Source organism: Aquirufa sp. HETE-40SA (genome assembly GCF_054558635.1).
In genome coordinates this window covers 475,047-491,186 of record NZ_JBPXKN010000001.1, presented here as the reverse complement: position 1 = coordinate 491,186, position 16,140 = coordinate 475,047, and the positions used below count along the sequence as shown (strand labels likewise).

General features: G+C 39.8%; 16 protein-coding genes. 7 read left to right on the top strand and 9 right to left on the bottom strand.

From position 1 onward, the window contains the following. Entirely contained in the window at window positions 1-987 is a 987-nt protein-coding gene (locus ACRZ9O_RS02225; RefSeq protein WP_459455949.1) for a cation diffusion facilitator family transporter, read from the top strand. Here ACRZ9O_RS02225 and ACRZ9O_RS02220 read toward each other — a convergent pair. From ACRZ9O_RS02220 to ACRZ9O_RS02210, 3 genes are read right to left on the bottom strand one after another with little or no spacing between them, the layout of a single operon-like run. Next, on the bottom strand, window positions 973-1,671 hold the full coding sequence (locus ACRZ9O_RS02220; protein ID WP_459455947.1) for an SDR family NAD(P)-dependent oxidoreductase: 699 nt from the start codon (window positions 1,669-1,671) through the stop codon (window positions 973-975). The two genes, ACRZ9O_RS02225 and ACRZ9O_RS02220, sit on opposite strands and share 15 nt — an antisense overlap. Window positions 1,672-1,674: 3 nt before the next feature. Continuing rightward, window positions 1,675-2,376 carry a GTP cyclohydrolase I FolE gene (gene folE, locus ACRZ9O_RS02215; RefSeq protein ID WP_459455945.1) on the bottom strand — a complete coding sequence of 234 codons (702 nt, stop codon included), beginning with the start codon at window positions 2,374-2,376 and terminating at the stop codon, window positions 1,675-1,677. Then, the gene (locus ACRZ9O_RS02210) at window positions 2,336-2,758 is read right to left on the bottom strand and encodes a 6-pyruvoyl trahydropterin synthase family protein (RefSeq protein ID WP_459455943.1); all 423 of its coding nucleotides are present in this window, start codon (window positions 2,756-2,758) and stop codon (window positions 2,336-2,338) included. The genes folE and ACRZ9O_RS02210 overlap by 41 nt, the downstream gene beginning before the upstream one ends. Window positions 2,759-2,838: 80 nt before the next feature. Here ACRZ9O_RS02210 and ACRZ9O_RS02205 point away from each other — a divergent pair, with 80 nt between their 5' ends. Genes ACRZ9O_RS02205 through ACRZ9O_RS02190 form a run of 4 tightly spaced genes read left to right on the top strand, consistent with a single transcriptional unit; the run spans window position 2,839 to window position 7,609 of the window. Further along, entirely contained in the window at window positions 2,839-4,191 is a 1,353-nt protein-coding gene (locus tag ACRZ9O_RS02205) for a Gfo/Idh/MocA family protein (RefSeq protein WP_459455941.1), read from the top strand. A gap of 4 nt (window positions 4,192-4,195) precedes the next feature. Further along, on the top strand, window positions 4,196-5,398 hold the full coding sequence (locus ACRZ9O_RS02200; RefSeq protein ID WP_459455940.1) for a sugar MFS transporter: 1,203 nt from the start codon (window positions 4,196-4,198) through the stop codon (window positions 5,396-5,398). Between the two features lie 30 nt (window positions 5,399-5,428). Then, window positions 5,429-7,414 carry a (E)-4-hydroxy-3-methylbut-2-enyl-diphosphate synthase gene (gene ispG / locus ACRZ9O_RS02195; protein WP_459455938.1) on the top strand — a complete coding sequence of 662 codons (1,986 nt, stop codon included), beginning with the start codon at window positions 5,429-5,431 and terminating at the stop codon, window positions 7,412-7,414. 3 nt (window positions 7,415-7,417) lie between these two features. Continuing rightward, a complete protein-coding gene (locus tag ACRZ9O_RS02190) occupies window positions 7,418-7,609 on the top strand; it encodes a DUF6728 family protein (RefSeq protein ID WP_459455936.1) in 192 nt (63 codons plus the stop codon). Here ACRZ9O_RS02190 and ACRZ9O_RS02185 read toward each other — a convergent pair whose 3' ends face one another. Beyond that, a complete protein-coding gene (locus tag ACRZ9O_RS02185; RefSeq protein WP_459455934.1) occupies window positions 7,610-8,644 on the bottom strand; it encodes a thioredoxin family protein in 1,035 nt (344 codons plus the stop codon). Between the two features lie 2 nt (window positions 8,645-8,646). Next, entirely contained in the window at window positions 8,647-9,000 is a 354-nt protein-coding gene (gldC, locus tag ACRZ9O_RS02180) for a gliding motility protein GldC (RefSeq protein WP_459455932.1), read from the bottom strand. A gap of 43 nt (window positions 9,001-9,043) precedes the next feature. On the opposite strand from gldC, the gene ACRZ9O_RS02175 reads away from it, so the two are divergent. Together ACRZ9O_RS02175 and ACRZ9O_RS02170 are read left to right on the top strand one after the other, a co-directional pair. Next, entirely contained in the window at window positions 9,044-10,294 is a 1,251-nt protein-coding gene (locus ACRZ9O_RS02175; RefSeq protein WP_459455930.1) for a competence/damage-inducible protein A, read from the top strand. Between the two features lie 4 nt (window positions 10,295-10,298). Continuing rightward, complete coding sequence (locus ACRZ9O_RS02170) at window positions 10,299-11,555, top strand: dihydrolipoamide acetyltransferase family protein (RefSeq protein WP_459455928.1); 1,257 nt, start codon at window positions 10,299-10,301, stop codon at window positions 11,553-11,555. A 36-nt stretch (window positions 11,556-11,591) separates the two neighbouring features. Here ACRZ9O_RS02170 and ACRZ9O_RS02165 read toward each other — a convergent pair whose 3' ends face one another. The 4 genes from ACRZ9O_RS02165 to ACRZ9O_RS02150 all read right to left on the bottom strand — a co-directional run bounded on the left by ACRZ9O_RS02165 (window position 11,592) and on the right by ACRZ9O_RS02150 (window position 15,933). Continuing rightward, window positions 11,592-12,353 carry an acyl-CoA desaturase gene (locus tag ACRZ9O_RS02165; RefSeq protein ID WP_459455926.1) on the bottom strand — a complete coding sequence of 254 codons (762 nt, stop codon included), beginning with the start codon at window positions 12,351-12,353 and terminating at the stop codon, window positions 11,592-11,594. 82 nt (window positions 12,354-12,435) lie between these two features. Further along, window positions 12,436-13,140, bottom strand: a complete 705-nt coding sequence (locus ACRZ9O_RS02160; protein ID WP_459455924.1) for an RsmE family RNA methyltransferase — start codon at window positions 13,138-13,140, stop codon at window positions 12,436-12,438. Window positions 13,141-13,143: 3 nt separating this feature from the next. After that, window positions 13,144-13,719, bottom strand: a complete 576-nt coding sequence (locus ACRZ9O_RS02155) for a hypothetical protein (RefSeq protein ID WP_459455922.1) — start codon at window positions 13,717-13,719, stop codon at window positions 13,144-13,146. 6 nt (window positions 13,720-13,725) lie between these two features. Next, on the bottom strand, window positions 13,726-15,933 hold the full coding sequence (locus ACRZ9O_RS02150; RefSeq protein ID WP_459455920.1) for a glutamine synthetase III family protein: 2,208 nt from the start codon (window positions 15,931-15,933) through the stop codon (window positions 13,726-13,728). Window positions 15,934-16,140: the final 207 nt, after the last annotated feature.

The window sequence follows — 16,140 nt, the reverse complement described above, 5'->3', positions numbered from 1 at the left end:
ATGAAACAGCGGCTTGTCCTTCTTTCTTTTGTCGTTTCGGTGCTCATCATGGCCGCGAAGTTTGCAGTCTACTATGCGAGTGGATCCACGACGCTTTTGACAGATGCATTAGAGTCGATTATCAATGTGGTCGCCGCCTGCTTTGCCTATTATTCGATCTATTTAGCGTCCTTACCTAAGGACTTGAACCATCCCTATGGTCATGGAAAAATTGAGTTTTTCGCGTCTGGATTAGAGGGGGTACTTATTCTTTTAGCCGCTGCCTATATTTTCCTACATGCTTCACAACATTTGTATGCATCACCTGAGTTGAAAAGCTTAGATGTGGGTATGGCCGTTTCGTTTGTTTCGGCTGGAATTAACGGATTAATGGGTTATTTTTTAGTCCAAAAAGGGCGATCCTCCCACTCTCCTGCGCTCATTGCAGACGGGAAACATCTACGGTTAGATGCCTATAATGGGATCTTAGTGGTAGTTGCGTTAGCCCTGACGTATTATACGCACTGGTATTGGGTAGATTCAGTGGCATCCTTTTTATTCGCTGGCTTTATGTGCTGGCAGGGCGTTCATTTGATCCGAGAGTCAGTTGCGGCCTTAATGGACGAAACAAACCCTGCTTTGTTCCAAAAAGTAACTGATTGGGTCGTAGAGAATAAGAAAGAGGAATGGATTGATTTACACAATTTGCGCGTGCAACAATATGGAGGAGATTTGCACATCGATTGCCATTTGACTTTGCCTCGTTATTGGGATTTAAACAGAACACACGAGGAAATACACGCCTTTGAAGAAATGTTAGGTGAGTTACAAGCTACCCACGTGGAGATATTTGTCCACGCGGATCCTTGTTTAGATGAGTGTTGCAGTCATTGTACAATAGCTGATTGTGCGATTAGAAAAGCTCCATTTTCGAAGAAAATAGAGTGGAACCAGATGAATTTGGCCTTAAACCAAAAACATTTCAATGAGACGTTAGCTAGTTCTTAGCGACCCGATTCCTCCGTCTACTCCGATGATTTGTCCTGTAATCCACGAATTAGCTGGATTCAATAAGAATGCTGCTAAATTAGCGACATCTTCAGATTGTCCTACACGTCCTAATGGATGTCTTTTGCCACCTGCTTCAATTTTTTCTGGCGAGTTTAATAGAGCTCCCGCTAATGGTGTTTGTGTTAAAGAAGGCGCAATTGCATTGACACGAATCTTATTAGCCGCTAATTCCGCTGCTAACGAACGAGTCAGACCTTCAATAGCTCCTTTAGCGCTTGCAATCGAAGCGTGAAAGCCCATGCCTGTTTGAACGGCCACAGTGCTGAAAAGAACAATAGATGAAGTCGCAGACTGTTTCAATGCTGGTAATAGTGCCTGAATCACACGAACCGCACCTAACACATTAATCTGAAAGTCTTTCTCAAAGTCTGCGGAAGTCAAGCGGTGGAAAGGTTTTAAATTAATGCTACCAGGACAATAGGCAATTCCATCGATAGGGCCCGTAATAGAGGCTAAAGTGGAATCGTCGGCTGATAAAGCATCCCAGGTGTAATTTTCTACACCTGAAATACCACATGGATTACGAGAAAAATTGACTACTTCGTGTCCCGCTGAAAGCAATGACGAGGCAAGCGACTCGCCAATTCCTTGGCTAGCCCCAACAATAACGTATTTTCCCATGATTTAGGCTTGAATAGATTGTAAGAATTCTCTTCTGGTATTATCCTCTTGGAATTTACCTCCATAGTACGAAGTAATGGTTGAAGTTGCTTCGTCTTTTACTCCTCTGGAAGAAACACAAAGGTGTTTTGCATCGATGAATACTGCTACGTGTTCTGTTTTCAAGACTCTTTGAAGATGTTTCGCAATTTGCATGGTTAGACGCTCTTGAACCTGAGGTCTTTTGGCATAAAACTGTACAATGCGATTCAACTTCGAAAGGCCAATCACTTGTCCAGAAGAAATGTATGCGATGTGCGTCTTACCCATGATAGGTACGAAATGGTGCTCACAATTAGAATAGAACGAGATGTTCTTTTCAATTAACATGTCTAAGTAGCCATATTTATTATCAAACAAGGCTATTTTAGGCTCATTAGCAGGATTTAATCCGCTAAAGATTTCTTCGATGTACATTTTAGCTACTCGCTTAGGAGTACCACGTAATGAGTCATCTGTTAGGTCTAAACCCAATGTTAACATGATCTCACGGAAGTGAGATTCAATGATGGCTATTTTTTCCGAATCAGAAATATCAAAAGCATCCTCCCTCATCGGTGTATCGATAGAGGTGGCTACATGATTATCTCCTATTTCCTCGTCTGTTAACAAGAAACGGTCATTATCAATTAGCAGGGAATTCAACGAAATTTCTTTCTGTTTCATACAATCTGATTTTTAAATCTAATGTAGAGGGAAGTTTTGCCCTCAGTTTATTATATATCACGATGACGATGTTTTCAGCGGAAGGATTTAAATCTGCAAATTCAGGAACATCCAGATTTAAATTCTTGTGATCAAATTTTTTGCAAACCTCTGTTTGAGCCAAATCCGATAAAAACTTCGTATCAATGACATAACCCGTTTCCGGGTCAATTGTTCCGGTAACCTGGATAATAATTTCATAATTATGTCCATGGTAGTTCGGATTGTTACATAAACCGAAAATTTCTTTGTTCTTCTCCGCTGTCCAATTAGGATTGTGCAAGCGGTGAGCAGCATTGAAATGTTCTTTTCGGAATACAGTAACGCGTGGGGCTTCAGTCATTTTTTCTAAATTCTTATAAATTTAAAGTATTTTCCTTAAATTTCATCTTTGTAAAACCTATTAGACTAATCAGTAAACAAATGAAAAGAAGGAAGTTTATCTCCGATTCCTTAGTGTACACCTCTGGCACCGCTTTATTCCCCACATTCTTACGACAGTCCCCTGTAGAACAAACGAAAGTACGTTTAGGTTTTATCGGTGTAGGATTAAGAGGGCAAAATCACCTCGAAATGGCGATGTATCGACCGGATGTCGAGGTTGTAGCAATCTGTGATATTGATCCTAAAGCGATTGATATTGCATTAAAGATGGTTTCAGACAAGGGTCGACCAGCACCAGCCGTTTATGGAAAGACGGATAAAGATTTCGAAAACTTAGCTAAACGTACAGATATTGACGGCGTAGTCATTGCTACCCCTTGGGAATGGCACGTTCCGATGGCCTTAGAAGTGATGAAGCAAGGCAAATATGCGGGAGTTGAAGTTTCAGCGACTGTTACCTTAAAGGAATCGTGGGATCTCGTGAATATGTACGAGAAAACGGGTTCTCATTGCATGATATTGGAGAATGTATGTTACCGTCGGGATGTTCTCGCGACGTTGAATATGGTTCGCCAGGGTATGTTTGGAACCTTAAATCACGTTCAATGTGGTTACCAGCACGATTTACGGGAAGTGAAATTTAATGATGGAAAGCAAGCCTATGGTGGTGGAGTGGAGTTTGGTGAGAAAGGATTTTCTGAGGCCAAATGGCGTACCCAGCATTCTGTCGATCGCAATGGAGATTTGTATCCAACACACGGCTTAGGACCGGTGGCTGAGATGTTGAATATCAACAGAGGAAATCAGTTTGCCTATTTAACGGCGATGGCCACTCCTGCTTTGGGACTACATAATTACATCGTTGAAAAAGGAGGCGCAGATCATCCCAATGCGAAAGTGAATTTTAAATGTGGTGATATTGTCCAAACAATGATCAAATGTGTGAATGGGGAAACAATTCTCATTACGCATGATACCAATTCTCCTCGCCCTTATTCGTTAGGCTTCCGCGTTCAAGGAACGAAGGGTTTGTGGATGGAAGATAATAGGTCTATCTATATAGAAGGTGTTTCGTCCAAAGCACACCGCTGGGAAGAGGCTAAACCTTACTTAGAGAAATACGATCACCCTTTGTGGAAAGCACACGCCGCTGATGCAGAGAATGCAGGGCATGGAGGTATCGATTATTTTGTGTTGAGAGCCTTCATAGAGGCTATTAAGGCAAAAGTTGCTCCACCGATCGACGTTTATGATGCCGCAGCTTGGTCTGCGATTGCACCACTTTCTGAGGAGTCGATTAAGAAGGGCTCCGCTCCTATCCAAATACCTGATTTTACACGAGGTAAATGGAAAAAAAATCAACCTATTTTTGCATTAAACGACCAATACTAAACCTATGAATCAATCTAAAAACGTTAACGGACCTCTCTTAATTATCGGTATTCTCTTTTTTGTCTTTGGTTTTGTGACCTGGGTGAATTCGGTTTTGATTGCCTTCTTTAAGGATGCTTTTCAACTAAATAACTTCGATTCACTTTTAGTGACTTTTGCTTTCTTTATCTCCTATTTTGTGATGGCGATTCCATCATCCTGGGTATTGGCAAAAACCGGATTTAAGAAAGGTATGTCTTTAGGCTTATTGGCTATGGCAGTGGGTACTTTATTATTCATACCGGCTGCTAAAATGGCCAATTATCCCATGTTCTTGTTTGGCCTTTTTGTGATCGGTACAGGTCTTGCACTCTTACAAACTGCTTCTAATCCCTATGTAACGATTTTGGGACCAGCAGAATCAGCTGCTCAGCGTATTTCGGTCATGGGTATTTGTAATAAGTTTGCGGGTATTCTGAGTCAATTTATCTTTGGAGGTCTATTTTTATCGAGTGCGGTAGCTGGAACAGAAAAATTAGCCATCGTTTTAATGCCCTATGGTATTATGACGGCCGTTTTAGTGGTCTTGGCCATTTGGGTATGGTTCTCATCATTACCTGAAGTGGAAGCGGAGGAAACGGTGGAAGAGGCAGGCAATGCGAAAGATTCTGTTTGGGCTTATCCTAGCCTTGTCTTAGGTCTAGTTGCTTTCTTTTTGTACGTAGGAGTCGAGGTTATTGCTGGAGATACGATTATTAATTATGGTGTTTCTCAAGGATTTAGTCAGGATGTTGCCAAAATCTTTACCACCTATACTTTGTATGGTATGTTAGCAGGTTATGTTATTGGTATCTTCTTTATTCCCAAATACTTATCACAACAAAAAGCCTTGAATTACTCAGCTATTTTAGGTGTTGTATTTTCGATAGGAGCTATCGCTTTCACTGGATTTACTTCTGTATTGTGTTTGGCCTTATTAGGATTAGCCAATGCACTCATGTGGCCTGCTTTGTGGCCTCTAGCGATTAATGGATTAGGGAAATTTACTAAAATAGGTAGCGCCTTGATTATTATGATGATTTCAGGAGGTGCGCTAATGCCATTGTTATATGGTAAAATATCAGATCAAATCGGGAATACGCAGATCGCTTACCTTATTTTGATCCCTTGCTATATTTTTATCTATTATTACGCAACAATTGGGCATAAAAAGAGTTCTTGGAAGTAGAATTGCCTATTTTTGCGTTTTATTCCTGCTATGTCTACAATTTTCAATTTGAACGATCCCCTACTTGCTGATGGAAATCAGTATGCCCCTTCTCTTTATTCATATGAAAGGCGTATTACGATTCCGGTTCAAATAGGTGAGCTTTATTTAGGTTCAGACTTTCCTATTCGGATTCAGTCGATGACTACAGTAGATACCATGGATACGCAGGGATCAATTGAGCAATCTATAAGAATGATAGATGCGGGTTGTGAACTAGTTCGAATAACAGCTCCCTCCGTTAAAGAGGCCCAGAATCTTGAGAATATTCGCAAAGGTTTGCGGGATCGTGGATACAAGACACCTTTAGTCGCTGATATACACTTTACCCCCAATGCCGCTGAATTAGCTGCTAGAATCGTCGAAAAGGTTCGTATCAATCCGGGAAACTACGCGGATAAGAAACGCTTTGAAACAATTGATTATACCGATGTGTCGTATGCATCAGAATTAGAACGCATTCGGGATAAATTCCTTCCTTTAGTCAAAATATGTAAGGAATACGGCACGGCAATGCGTATAGGTACGAATCACGGCTCGCTTTCAGATCGTATTTTAAGTCGTTATGGAGATACCCCTAATGGGATGGTGGAATCAGCTTTGGAATTCTTACGCATTTGTGAGGATGAAAACTATTTCAACATCGTTCTTTCGATGAAATCTTCAAATACACAGGTGATGGTGGAAGCGTATCGCTTGTTAAGTAAAAAGTTAAAGGATGGCGGTTTTAAGGCCTACCCTATGCATTTAGGTGTGACAGAGGCTGGTGAGGGTGAAGATGGTCGGATTAAATCGGCCGTGGGCATTGGAACGTTATTAGAAGATGGTTTAGGCGATACCATTCGAGTTTCTCTCACGGAGGATCCAGAATTTGAGATACCGGTGGCGAAAGATTTAGTGCGTCGTTATGATATGCGTGCTTCTTCTCAAGATCCCATTCCTGTTTTCAAAGGTGATTCTGCTTCATTTGACTCTCCTATTAACCCGTTCTCGCATTTGCGTAGAAAGACGTCGGAGATTTTTTCGATGGGCGGTCATCAGGTTCCTCGCGTAATCGCGGACTTTTCTACTCGATCTTCCATTTCAATTGCTGATTTAAAGACTATAGGGCATTTCTATTTACCTGAACCGGATAAATGGGCGATGAATGACCTAGGTGCTGATTTTATTTATACGGGTAAGCAGTCCCTTGATTTTATGTTGCCAAATGGCTTGCGTCAAATTCAAGACTCTTCTGTTTGGTCTCCGTCAGAATATGTATATCCTATATTCAGCTATGCAGATTTTCAAATTGCTTCACAAAAGCATACGACCTTAAATTTCGTATCCTTGGATGCAGCTGAGCTAGTGATGGGGTCTGACGAGTTTGATTCTACCTGTGTGATTGTTTTACATTCTACGAATGCACATCAGATGCCAGCTATTCGACGTGCTTTCTTTCATTTAATAGAAAAGGGTGTCACAAATCCTGTCATTATTCACCTGAACTACACCTCCATTTCAGATGATCAATTTCAACTATTTGCCCCTACGGATGGTGGAGCTTTGTTTATTGATGGTTTAGGGGATGGTTTGATGCTAAGCCTAAAGCATTCGAAGAATAAGGAGGCTTTGTGTAATTCGACGAATTTTGGGACGTTGCAAGCGAGCAGAATGCGTATTTCGAAAACGGAGTACATTTCTTGTCCCTCCTGTGGTCGAACTTTATTTGATTTACAAGAAACGACGGCTATGATTCGCCAAAAGACAGATCACTTAAAAGGAATCAAAATAGGTATTATGGGCTGTATTGTGAATGGTCCGGGTGAGATGGCTGATGCAGATTATGGTTATGTGGGTATCGGAAAAGATAAGATTGCGCTCTATAAAGGGCAAGAAGTGGTGAAAAAGTCTGTTCCTGCAGATTCTGCGGTGGATGAATTAATCACGTTAATTAAGGAGCATGGAGATTGGCGCGAGCCCTCTATAAACGACTAGACTATGAGCAGATTAAGAGAACAATTTAGAGTAGGGGAAGTTTTTACGTATTTCGTACGTGTATTCCAAAAACCTAAGCCAGGAGCAGCACCCGCTAACTTTAACCTGCGCGCCATGCACACGATCAACAAGATTTCCATCTTGATGTTTATCGTTTGTCTAATTGTGATGATCTACCGCGCTTTTATGCGCTAGTTATTTAGTCCCGTAAAGACACCAAGATGATTTTGCTTTTTTCAAAGCAGCAGCATCTTTCGTCTTCCCTTTGACATAATCACACAAAAATTGATTCTCCTTGGGACCTAACGCGCCTGGCATGGAATTGATTAATTCATCGATTACCTTCATCGCTTGCGATGTCTTTTTCTGTTTGAATAGTATATCCGATTCGACCATCCACGTTCTACGATTAATACTAGAACGGTCTAAGCCTGTTTTAGCCATTTGAGACTTAATTTTCATTAAACCTGATTCCCCTAATTTTGCTGCTTGTGAGCCAGATAAAGCAATAGAGAAGATATTCTCATACACCATACGAACCACTGACGGGTCAAAAATGGAGTTATAGTAGTTTATGTTCCGGATGAAATAATCAAAAAGGCGGTTATCGTTACTCATTAATGCGACTTGCATTAGATTGAAATTCATTTGAGAACTGTATTGAGCCGGTTTTAATAAGGCAATATAAGCATTCATTGCCTTGATATTTGTTAATGTATCTCCAGTAATCCGCGCATATTGAGCGTAATTTATCAACATCCCTGGATTCTTCTCCCCAGCAGCTAAACGCTTAGGGAATTGGGACACTTGTTCGGCTGGATTGATGGCTTTTGATGCAATTGCATTCAACATCGTTGCGGTATTATCTTTCTCACCAAATATCCTCGCTTGCACTATTTTCATAGATTTAGGCTCGAAAAAAACAAAGGTTGGTGTTGCATTTAAAATAATCCCCGCTTGTTTTATAGCCAATTGATTCGCTGGATTACGAATATCTAATTGATAATTAACGAAATTTTTATTGTAAACTTCTCCTACGGTTGGTTGTGTAAATACCCCTTTGAATGCACTACATACGTGGCAGTCAGGGGCATAAATCTCCATGAAAAGCAATTTATTTTGCTTGATTGCCTCAGAACGCGCCTCTTGTAATGAGGAAGCAGTGCTGAATTTTATGCCTTGAGAATGTCCTATAAAGGGTAATATCAGTAGTAAGAATATTTTTTTCATGCTTATTTAGTTCCTTTTTCAGTGGCTACGATTTCTTTCTGTAAATGAGATGAAAGGGTACGGCAAGTAGCTTCGAGCTCTTGAGCAAAGAAATTATCACCTGTAGCCTGCAATGATGCATCAGCGACGGTTCCTACTATTTCGATAAAGAACCGCTTCATATCTAATACCTCCATATCTTTTGTCCAAAGTGGTAAAGTCAAAGTCCCTTTGTGATAGGGATCCCAAGTAGCTACTAAAATGGCTTTTGTTTCTTCAATGCCCTCGTTCGGGTTATCTGTTGCTGACCAAGAGATTTGTTCAGGGATGTTTTGGTCGTCTAATTGTATCTTAAAATTGATTTCAGATTGTTTCATAGCTGTAAAATTAATCGTATTTTCGTATAAATTAAGGAAATTAATGGTTAAGGCTGAAATTATTACCATTGGAGATGAGATTCTATACGGGCAAATCCTGGATACGAACACGCAATGGATCAGCCTTGAATTAGATAAATTAGGGATCAAAACCGTACGGAAATCATCCGTAGGTGATCATAAATCAGAAATTCTTCAGATACTAAACGAAGCTGCTCAGCGAGCAGATGTAGTATTAATTACCGGAGGATTAGGGCCCACGAAGGATGATTTGACGAAGAAAATCCTCGCGGAGTATTTTGATTGCGAGTTAGCTATGCATTCAGTTGCGTTACAAGATGTGACTGAATTCTTTGCTAAACGCGGCCGTGAATTATCACCTATCAACCGAGATCAGGCTCTATTACCTACAAAGGCTGAGTTTGTTCGCAATAGTCAAGGTACAGCGCCCGGTATGTGGTTTAATGAGAAAGGTGTGATTTGGGTATCTATGCCTGGTGTTCCCTATGAGATGAAAAATATCATGGAGCAGGAAGTTCTACCCCGATTGGTAAATCACTTTGAGATGCCGGTTATTTACCACAAGGTTATCAAGACTGTTGGTATAGGTGAATCCTATTTATCTGAATTGATAGAAGGCTGGGAAATTCAATTACCAGAACATATTAAATTAGCTTATTTACCCTCTATGGGTATTGTTAAATTACGTTTAACGGCTATGGGAGACGATTTAAGTCGTTTGAAAGAGGAGGTTGAACAGGAATTGCAAAAGGTAAATCCATTGATTAAATCTTATATTTTCGGATATGAAAAGGATGAGTTGGCTGAGGTGGTGGGTCGACTATTAATAGATCATAAAGCTACTTTGTCTGTCGCAGAAAGTTGTACTGGTGGGCATTTAGCGCATCAGTTTACTCAAAATGCAGGAAGTTCGGCCTATTTTATGGGTGGGATTCTCTCTTATGCAAATCAGGTAAAAATAGAACAATTGGGTGTTTCAGAGCAGATTTTAGCCAGTGATGGAGCTGTATCTGAAGCTTGTATTCAGGTCATGGCACAGGGTGTACAAAAAAGATTGGGGACCACCTATGCTTTAGCTACTTCAGGTATTGCGGGACCCGATGGAGGAACGGAAGAAAAACCAGTAGGGACCGTTTGGATTGCTTTGGCACATCCTAAGGGTGTTATTACTCGAAAATTAACTTTAGGAGGAACACGCATGCAAAATATTTATTTAAGCTCACTAGCTTGTATAAATTTGCTTCGTAAATATTTATTAAACGATTTAACTTAAGCCTATGGCCATTACAGAGGTAATTATGCCCAAAATGGGTGAAAGTATCATGGAGGCAACTGTTTTAAATTGGTTAAAACAGCCGGGAGATTATGTAGAGGTGGATGAATTTATCTTAGAGGTGGCTACTGACAAGATTGATACGGAAGTACCTTCGCCTGTCGCAGGTTATTTGCAAAAAATTTTAATTCCAGTGGGATCAGTTGCCACGATTGGAAATGCTATCTGCGTGATTGATGCCATTGAAAGTGGTACCTCATCGACTAATGACCCTTTTTCACTTGACGAAAGCATCTCTACTTTAATTGATTTAACGGTGGGCACATCTGAGTTAAGTACCGAAAAATCAACTAATCCTTGGATCTCTCCCTTAATTAAGCAGATTTGTCAGTCGGAGAACGTATCTCAAAGAGAATTAAATCAAATCTCTGGTTCTGGACTCGATGGTAGAATTACTAAAAAAGATGTCTTGAATTACATAGCTGTTCGAAATTCGAAGCGAATGATTTCTTCGGGAACTTTGAGTCAAGGAGCTGGAATGCGTCTACCTGGTGACGAAGTAATTGAAATGGACCGCATGCGTAAGATGATTTCTGAGCGTATGTTAGATTCCAAGCGCATCGCTCCGCACGTGACCTCTTTTTTAGATGCGGATGTAACCAATTTGGTTAATTGGCGCGCGAAAGTAAAACAATCTTTTCAAGATAAACACAAAGAGGCTTTAACCTTTACTCCTCTTTTATTCAAAGCCACTGCTGATGCATTAAAGGATTTTCCTGGCATGCTTATTTCAGTAGAGGGTAATTACATTGTACAGCATGCTCAAATTAACATTGGAATGGCTGTAGCATTACCTAACGGTAATTTGATTGTCCCTGTTATTCACGAAGTAGATAAAATGACGTTGGCTGAATTAACCCAAAAGGTGAATGATTTGTCTACTCGAGCTAGAGCAAATAAGTTGAAACCAACTGATTTAGAAGGAGGAACATTTACCATTTCTAATATTGGTAGTTTTGGTAATTTAATGGGAACTCCTATTATTGTTCAGCCTCAAGTGGGGATTTTAGCTTTCGGAGTAATTGAAAAGAAGCCTGCGGTTATTACAAATGAAAAAGGCGAGGATGTGATTGCGATTCGTCAAAAGATGTTTATTTCACATGCTTATGACCACCGTGTTGTAGATGGTTCATTAGGTGGAGGTTTTGTTAAGCGAGTTTCGGATTACTTGGAGAAATTCAGTAATGATACGCAGATATAAAAAAAGAGCCTCAATTGAGGCTCTTTTCATTTAGAATTAAAACTTAGCATCCGCTGGTTTCACATTCGGACGAATGATCTTCAGCCAAGTCAGTAATTTAATCATCGGATAGGTTGGATCGAATTCAAACCACTTCGTTGCGAAGTTAACACGGTTCGGTAGTTTATGGTGATTGTTTTGGAACAACTCGCCCATCATTACTACATCGAAAATTAACGAGTTCTTCGAGTGGTCATGGTTGTCAAAGTTTTGGTAGCCATACTTATGTCCTGACCAGTTTACGATAGCTCCGTGTACAGGTCCCATCAAAAAGTGAACTGGTAATAAGAAGAAAAAGGCCCAGTGCATATCGAAATACACATATCCTACGATGTATAAAGAAGCATAAGCCACTCCCCAACCTAAACGAGAGATCCAAGAATCGCCAATTTTTTCAATCGTTTTAGAAACAGGGTAATCGTGCTCGAAACGTTCTTCTACCTTCTGATCTCTATTTAGTACCGCGTTATAAATATTTTTAGTCTTCCACATCATCGTAAATACGTTGCTTGAGAACATGGGAGAATGCGGGTCTTTTTTGGTATCTGAAAATGCGTGGTGCATTCTGTGTAAAATCGCATAGGCACGAGGGCTTAAAAAAGAAGATCCTTGTGATAAATAAGTCAAGAAATAAAAGAATTTTTCCCAAAACTTGCTCATCAAAAACATCTTATGCGCTGAATAGCGGTGAAGGAAAAAAGTCTGACTAAACAAAGAAACATACCAATGTATGAAGAAAGCCGGAAGTACTAATTGCATAATAGAATTGATTATAATGATACAACAAAGTTACGAAGCAAATGTTTCTTAATTAACCTGTATTAGCGTTTAAAAATTGATTTTAGTCAGAATTCAGGATGTGTAAACCGTGACAAACTGCTATTCCAGCCGTCTCCGTACGTAAAATGGACTTTCCAAGACTAAAAGGTTTCCAATTATTATTACCTAATAAGGCTGATTCCTCTGGCGTAAAGTCACCTTCAGGACCTACTAAGACATGATATACTTGACCTTTAGCGGCAATTTTAGCTAGCGAAGACAAAGGAGGATTCGAAATAAAGGCGAATAGTTTTTCGCCTCCCTCCTTCGCGGCAATATCCTTAAACGTATGTAATCCCGTTATTTCAGGTAAGTATAAGTTCTTAGATTGCTTCAATGCGGAGATAGCTGTCTTTTCTAGACGTTGAAGTTTTATCTCCTTTCTTTCAGAATTCTTAGAAGCGAAGAAGTGGATCCCATGTATTCCAAATTCTCCGCATTTCTCCACCATCCATTCCATTCGTTCCATTTGCTTCGTAGGTGCGACATAAAGATGAATTTTATAAGCTGGTGCAAGATCAGATTCGACCACTTCTAAGGCACCGAAAGCTACTTTTTTGCCTTCAATGGAAGAAATAGACGTACTAAATTTTGATCCACGTCCGTCTAAGAGGTGGATCGTCTCTCCTACTCTTAAACGCAATACCCGTATAGCATGAAAGGATTCCTCTTCAGATAAATAAGAGGAATCCTTTGCATTAGGAGCGTAAAATACGGCTATACTCATTTGTTATTCTTCCTCCTCCTCTTCCTCGTCATCAGAGTTAAAGGTATAAAGTGATGGATCTAAGCTTAACGTGTTGCCATTAAAGTCCTGAATGAATTGAGTTAACATCTCATCATCTAATGCAGGAACATATAAAGCAGCTTCAATACTTACCCCATAGTCAAATTCTGGATCAATTTCGATGTATTCTGCCACCTTAATCTCTTCATTCTCCTCTAAGTCTTCGATAACTTCTAAGATTAACATTTCTACTTCTTCATCTAATTCCTCGTTCGGCTCGTAATTTTCATCACGATTCTCTAAAGGAACATACAAAGGGTATTGTTGAATGATTTCTCTTTCAGCTGCTTCATATAACAAGCTTGAATAGTGTAATTGAAGGGTACAAACAATGGCATCATAGATGACTTCTTGTTTTTCATATTGACCCACAAATTGGATGTGAACCATTTCTCTTTCATTTCCAGAGGGTAAATCTTCGTCTAAAATATAGACAAATGAACGTTTCTCTGCTTCGCACTGCTTTTTTAAGGTAGCAATTTCTGCTGGATCAAATCCTGGGTTTGTGTTAGTAGACATAGGGGTTTATTTGATTAATAATAGTTCACGGTACTTAGGAAGTGGCCATTCATCATCATCTATTATTAATTCTAGTTTATCAACATTGTAACGAATATCTTCAAAATAATCTTTCACTTTTGTACTATATAAAACGGCCCTATCTTCTAAGTCTTCGATATTATTCGCTTCTTTTCTGGCTTCAGTCATTTCGTTTTGCATGCGAACGATGGATGAGGTGTATTCAGAAATTTTCTTAATCATCTCGATTGTTGGCGCATAATATTGAGGATCTATGCCAATTTCTTTTTGACCCTTCACATTTTCCACTAATTGCGTTTGGTACTTTAAAGAAGTAGAAACAATGTGGTTAATAGCCATATCACCGATCACACGTGATTCGATTTGAATTTTCTTTACATAGTTTTCTAATTCGATTTCGTGACGCGCGTGCATCTCCTCTTTGGAATAAATACCATGTTTCGTGAACAATTCGATAGATTCAGGTCTTGCATAAACAGCTAAAGCTTCAGGAGTTGTCTTTAAATTCGATAATCCACGGCGTGCAGCTTCTTCTACCCATTCTTCTGAATACCCATTTCCTTCAAAACGTATATTTTTAGACTCCTTCACGTAGCGTTTAAGCACTTCCATGATGGCTAACTCTTTCTTTACTCCTTTTTCCAACACCTCTTCCACTTCTTTGCGGAATTTGATTAATTGGTCAGCCACAATCGTATTTAATACGGTCATGGGAGCTGCAGAGTTAGCAGAGGATCCTACCGCACGGAATTCGAATTTATTTCCTGTAAATGCAAATGGAGAAGTTCTGTTGCGATCTGTATTATCTAATATTAAAGAGGGGATTTTATTGATGCCTAATTTCAAGTAGACGTTATCTCCTTTTTCTAATTGAATCTCATCTAGTCCATCCATATTTTCCATGTCGTCCAAAACCTGACTCATTGTACTCCCAACAAAAGCAGAAACAATAGCCGGTGGAGCCTCATTAGCTCCTAAACGGTGCTCATTGCCTGCAGAAGCGATAGAAGCGCGTAATAAGTCTGCGCGATCATGTACTGCTTTTAGTGTATTAACAAAAAAGGTTAGAAAACGTAGGTTTTCTTTTGGCTTGGAAGATGGCGCTAATAAATTAATCCCTGTATCAGTGGCTAGAGCCCAGTTATTGTGCTTTCCTGAACCGTTGATTCCAGCAAAAGGCTTTTCGTGAAAAAGGACCTTTAGTTTATGTTTAGACGCTACTTTGGACATCAAATCCATCAATAAGGCATTGTGATCACAGGCTAAGTTCGCCTCTTCGAAGGTCGGTGCTACTTCAAATTGTGCCGGAGCCACCTCATTATGACGTGTTCTAACCGGCATACCTAATTTAAGTGCCTCGATTTCGAAGTCTACCATGAAAGCATTTACACGGTTTGGAATAGAACCAAAATAGTGATCTTCTAATTGTTGTCCTTTCGCTGGTGCATGACCAAAAACGGTACGACCCGCCATCACTAGATCTGGACGCGCATTGAATAAGGCTTCATCTACGACAAAGTATTCTTGTTCAGCTCCTAAAGTCGGTATGACTTTGCTTACATCGCGGTTAAAGAATTCTTTAATGACCGCCGTTGCAGCTTTATCAACTAATTCGATTGATTTTAAAAGTGGAGTTTTATAGTCCAATGCCTCTCCCGTATAAGAAACAAAAACAGAAGGAATACAAAGGGTGGCCGTTCCAGCCGCATTCTCCATAATAAAGGCTGGTGAAGATGGATCCCAGCCCGTATACCCGCGTGCTTCAAAAGTCGAACGAATACCTCCATTAGGAAACGAGGATGCATCCGGTTCTTGTTGAACGAGAGCAGAACCTTTAAACTTCTCGACTGCTTTTCCGTTGCTTAAATCAATATCAAAGAAAGAATCATGTTTTTCCGCTGTGGTACCCGTTAAAGGTTGAAACCAGTGTGTATAGTGGGTGGCTCCTTTAGATATTGCCCACGATTTCATGGCAGCAGCAACTTCGTCAGCTGCATCACGATCAATTTTAGATCCTGTTTGAATTGCGGTATTAATCTTGAGGTAGGCTTCTGGAGATAATAAAGAGCGCATTACTTCATCATTGAAGGTCATGCTGCCATAATAATCGGAAACTTTTTCTGTAGGAAGCTTTACGGGAGTTCCTGTGCGGGATTGAGCTAACTCAAGAGCCTTAAATCGAGTGATTGCCATATGAAGTTTTTATTTCTTAGGTAAAAATAGCGAATTGTCGTGGGATAAAAAATGGGAAAAATTGAATTATGAGATTGAATTTTTTGATTTTAATTTGGATTTTTTGAGTTTTTACAAAATTGTCGATTGTTTTTACATGATTTTTTGGTTAAAACAGTTGTTTTTTCTAAAAAGTGGTATATTTTTGCTATACGAATTCCTAAAAAA